Consider the following 4479-nt stretch of genomic DNA (forward strand, 5'->3'; position numbering starts at 1 on the left):
CACAATGGTCTATGGCATCATCGGCATGATCAACTTCGCCCACGGCGAGGTTTACATGATTTCCGCTTACCTCGCGGCAATCAGTCTGGCTCTGCTGGCATACTTCGGTATTGAATCCTTCCCTCTGCTGATGCTCGGCACACTGATCTTCACCATCGTTGTCACGGCGGTGTACGGCTGGGTGATCGAGCGTGTTGCCTACAAACCCCTGCGTAACTCAACCCGATTGGCACCGCTGATCAGCGCCATCGGTATCTCGCTGATCCTGCAGAACTATGCACAGATCGCTCAGGGTGCACGCCAACAGGGTGTTCCGACCCTGCTGACCGGTGCATGGCGCGTCGACGTAGGCACTGGCTTCGTCCAGCTCACCTACACCAAGATCTTCATTCTGGTCGCGGCATTCGCCGGTATGGCGGCGCTGACCTACATCATCAAGTACACCAAGCTCGGCCGCATGTGCCGCGCGACTCAACAAGACCGCAAGATGGCTTCGATCCTGGGGATCAACACCGACCGGGTGATTTCCTACGTGTTCATCATCGGTGCAGCCATGGCGGCCCTGGCCGGCGTGCTGATCACCATGAACTACGGCACGTTCGACTTCTACGCGGGCTTCGTCATCGGCATCAAGGCCTTCACTGCCGCGGTACTTGGCGGGATCGGCTCTCTGCCTGGAGCCATGCTTGGCGGCATCATTCTCGGGATTTCCGAGTCGCTGTTCTCAGGTCTGGTCAACTCGGACTACAAAGACGTTTTCAGCTTCTCGCTGCTGGTTCTCGTTCTGGTCTTTCGGCCCCAAGGCCTGCTCGGCCGTCCTCTTGTGTCGAAGGTGTAAGCGATGTCTTCAACCACTAAAAAAACCATTGATCTCAAAAAAAGCCTGGTTGATGCGATTCTTGCCGGCCTCGTTGCCCTGATCGTGTTCGGCCCGATTGTCGGCGTCGTCCTCGATGGCTATGGCTTCAATCTGGAAACGACCCGGGTGGCCTGGATCATTGCCATTGTCATGGCCGGCCGCTTTGCCTTGAGCACGTTCCTGCAGACCCCCAAGGGACTGCGCATTCTCGAAGGTTTCGAAAGCACCGGCTCAGGCGTGCATGTGCTGCCGCCGGACTACAAGTCACGTCTGCGCTGGATCATCCCGCTGATGATCGTCATCGCCGTGGTTTTCCCGTTTTTCTCCAACTCGTACCTGCTGGGCGTGGTCATCCTCGGGCTGATCTACGTACTGCTGGGCCTGGGGCTGAACATCGTGGTCGGCCTGGCCGGCTTGCTCGACCTGGGTTACGTGGCGTTCTACGCCATCGGCGCCTACGGCCTGGCACTCGGTTATCAGTACCTGGGGCTGGGCTTCTGGACGGTACTGCCACTGGCGGCAATTACTGCTGGGCTGGCGGGTTGCATCCTCGGTTTCCCGGTGCTTCGTCTGCACGGCGACTACCTGGCGATCGTGACCCTGGGCTTCGGTGAAATCATTCGCCTGATCCTCAACAACTGGCTGTCCCTGACCGGTGGCCCGAACGGGATGCCGGCACCGCTGCCGACCTTCTTCGGTCTGGAATTCGGCAAGCGGGCGAAGGACGGCGGTGTACCGTTCCATGAGTTCTTCGGCATCGCCTACAACCCCGATGTGAAGTACTACTTCATCTACGCGGTGTTGTTCATGGTTGTGCTGGCCGTGCTGTACATCAAACACCGCCTGACCCGCATGCCAGTCGGCCGTGCCTGGGAAGCACTGCGCGAAGATGAAATCGCCTGCCGCTCCATGGGCCTGAACCACGTGCTGGTCAAACTCTCGGCGTTCACCATCGGTGCTTCGACGGCGGGTCTGGCCGGGGTGTTCTTCGCCACTTACCAGGGCTTCGTTAACCCGACTTCGTTCACCTTCTTCGAATCGGCACTGATCCTCGCCATCGTGGTACTGGGTGGCATGGGTTCGACCATTGGCGTGGTGATCGCCGCGTTCGTGTTGACCGTGGCCCCGGAACTGCTGCGTGGCTTTGCCGAATACCGGGTCCTGCTGTTCGGGATGCTGATGGTATTGATGATGATCTGGCGCCCGCGCGGCCTGATTCGGATCAGCCGCACCGGTGTGACGCCGCGTAAAGGAGTAGCGCCATGAGCGAAGTCGTACTCAGTGTCGAAAAGCTGATGATGCACTTCGGCGGCATCAAGGCGTTGAACGACGTCAGTCTGAAGGTCAAGCGCAACTCGATCTTCGCCCTGATCGGCCCCAACGGCGCCGGCAAGACCACCGTGTTCAACTGCCTGACCGGCTTCTACAAGGCTTCCGGCGGCAAGATCGAACTCAACTTGCGTGGCCAGCAGACCAACGTCATCAAGCTGCTGGGCGAATCCTTCAAGCCGACGGATTTCGTCTCGCCGAAAACCTTCGCCAGCCGCCTGTATTACAAAGCATTTGGCGGTACACATTTGGTCAACCGGGCGGGCCTGGCGCGAACCTTCCAGAACATTCGCCTGTTCAAGGAAATGTCAGTGCTGGAAAACCTGCTGGTGGCCCAGCACATGTGGGTCAACCGCAACATGCTGGCGGGCATTCTCAACACCAAGGGTTACCGTAAAGCCGAAAGCGATGCGCTGGACCATGCGTTCTACTGGCTGGAAGTGGTGGATCTGGTGGACTGTGCCAACCGTCTGGCCGGTGAGCTGTCCTACGGCCAGCAACGCCGTCTGGAAATCGCCCGGGCCATGTGTACTCGTCCGCAGATCATCTGCCTCGACGAACCGGCCGCTGGCCTCAACCCTCAGGAAACCGAAGCGCTGAGCGCGATGATCCGGCTGCTTCGCGACGAGCACGATCTGACCGTGGTGCTGATCGAACACGACATGGGCATGGTTATGAGTATTTCCGACCACATCGTGGTGCTGGACCACGGCGTCGTCATCGCCGAGGGCGGTCCCGACGCCATTCGCAACGATCCGAAAGTGATTGCCGCTTATCTGGGCGCCGACGAAGAGGAAGTGGTATGAGTCAACCTATCCTCGAGCTCAAGGAGCTGGACGTGTTCTACGGGCCGATCCAGGCCCTGAAGAAAGTCTCGCTGCACATCAACGAAGGTGAAACCGTCAGCCTGATCGGCTCCAACGGCGCCGGTAAGTCGACCCTGCTGATGTCGATCTTCGGTCAGCCGCGAGCGGCTGACGGGCAGATCCTCTATCAGGGTGTGGACATCACCCACAAGTCGTCGCACTACATCGCCTCCAACGGCATCGCCCAGTCGCCGGAAGGGCGGCGGGTATTCCCCGACATGACCGTCGAGGAAAACCTGCTGATGGGCACCATCCCGATCGGTGACAAGTACGCCAAGGAAGATATGCAGCGCATGTTCGAGCTGTTCCCGCGGCTTGAAGAGCGGCGCACTCAGCGTGCGATGACCATGTCCGGTGGCGAACAGCAAATGCTTGCCATCGCCCGGGCACTGATGAGTCGGCCGAAACTGTTGTTGCTCGACGAGCCAAGCCTGGGCCTGGCGCCGATCGTTGTGAAACAGATCTTCGCCACCCTGCGGGAACTGGCGAAGACCGGCATGACGATCTTCCTCGTGGAGCAGAACGCCAACCACGCGCTCAGGTTGTCGGACCGGGCTTATGTGATGGTCAACGGCGAGATTCGCATGAGCGGCACAGGCAAGGAGCTGCTGGTGGACGAGGATGTGCGCAACGCTTATCTCGGCGGACACTGACCCTTTGCGTTGAACAAAAACGCCCTGACGCCCACAACGTCAGGGCGTTTTTTTGCCCTTTGCTTTCTGTAGGAGCGAGCTTGCTCGCGAAGGTCGTCAACGATAACGCGTGCTGTCTGAATGCCCGCGTTGTGCCGGCTTTTTTCGCGAGCAAGCTCGCTCCTACAGGACCGTTGACGCCAGGTAAAGGCAATTGTGGAAAACAAATTTTCCGAGCTCCCAAACTGCGACATAAAACCGCTGCAAATAGCTGTTTTGTCACGGTTTTGACTTGTCCCCGTTTGCTGTGGAACCGGCTGTGAATAACATGGTGGTAGCTGGCTGAAAGCCTTTGAAACCGTGACCTACAGCGGTGTGGTTGTTTTTTGATCAGGCATTTTTACCGGGCTTCAGGTCGGCGTTGTCAACTATTTTCTTGCGGGCGAAAGTGCAGGAAACGGGTGTGTGTAATCCTGTGGATAAGTCTGTGATTAAACTCTGGAAAGACTGCGCTGGAGGCCGTGGTTGCTGGCTTGGCGCCATCGCGGGTTTGACTGGCGGGTCGAGAAAATGACCAGGGGCTGCACGGCAGGGTCATGGGGGTCAAGCGAAAAATTTTTCATAACCCCGCGCAAAGCCTTGTGGATAGCGGCTTTCAGCTTTTCCACTTGCCCCCAGAGACTGTGGAGCGGCTTGTGGATAACGTGCGCACAGTTGGCTGCAGGCCACGGCTGCTCTGGCGATCAGTCTATTGATCATTTTTTGAACACCGCGGCCTGTGTAGGAGCTGCCG

General features: G+C 58.5%; 5 protein-coding genes. 4 read left to right on the forward strand and 1 reads right to left on the reverse strand.

Translation table 11 applies throughout. The features are described 5' to 3' along the window. From ACRESJ_RS18535 to ACRESJ_RS18550, 4 genes are all read left to right on the forward strand, one after another. Window positions 1–838, forward strand: an 838-nt coding sequence (locus ACRESJ_RS18535) for an ABC transporter permease subunit (RefSeq protein WP_431759178.1), incomplete at its 5' end; no start/stop codon positions are given. Window positions 839–841: 3 nt separating this feature from the next. Further along, the gene (gene livM / locus ACRESJ_RS18540; protein ID WP_431759179.1) at window positions 842–2125 is read left to right on the forward strand and encodes a high-affinity branched-chain amino acid ABC transporter permease LivM; all 1284 of its coding nucleotides are present in this window, start codon (window positions 842–844) and stop codon (window positions 2123–2125) included. After that, window positions 2122–2994 (forward strand): ABC transporter ATP-binding protein, encoded by an 873-nt coding sequence (locus tag ACRESJ_RS18545; protein ID WP_431759180.1) that lies wholly within the window; start codon window positions 2122–2124, stop codon window positions 2992–2994. The genes livM and ACRESJ_RS18545 overlap by 4 nt, the downstream gene beginning before the upstream one ends. Then, window positions 2991–3707, forward strand: a complete 717-nt coding sequence (locus ACRESJ_RS18550; RefSeq protein WP_431759181.1) for an ABC transporter ATP-binding protein — start codon at window positions 2991–2993, stop codon at window positions 3705–3707. The genes ACRESJ_RS18545 and ACRESJ_RS18550 overlap by 4 nt, the downstream gene beginning before the upstream one ends. A gap of 582 nt (window positions 3708–4289) precedes the next feature. On the opposite strand, the gene ACRESJ_RS18555 is transcribed toward ACRESJ_RS18550, so the two are convergent. Beyond that, on the reverse strand, window positions 4290–4479 hold a 190-nt coding region (locus ACRESJ_RS18555), incomplete at its 5' end, for a hypothetical protein (protein WP_431759182.1).

Origin of the sequence: Pseudomonas sp. (genome assembly GCF_050739655.1) — a bacterium.
In the GTDB taxonomy this organism is placed as follows: domain Bacteria; phylum Pseudomonadota; class Gammaproteobacteria; order Pseudomonadales; family Pseudomonadaceae; genus Aquipseudomonas.

Bases quoted from the DNA above. Each gene is read 5' to 3' on its own strand.
- livM (WP_431759179.1), top strand. From the start codon at position 842: ATGTCTTCAACCACTAAAAAAACCATTGATCTCAAAAAAAGCCTGGTT.
- ACRESJ_RS18545 (WP_431759180.1), top strand. From the start codon at position 2,122: ATGAGCGAAGTCGTACTCAGTGTCGAAAAGCTGATGATGCACTTCGGC.
- ACRESJ_RS18550 (WP_431759181.1), top strand. From the start codon at position 2,991: ATGAGTCAACCTATCCTCGAGCTCAAGGAGCTGGACGTGTTCTACGGG.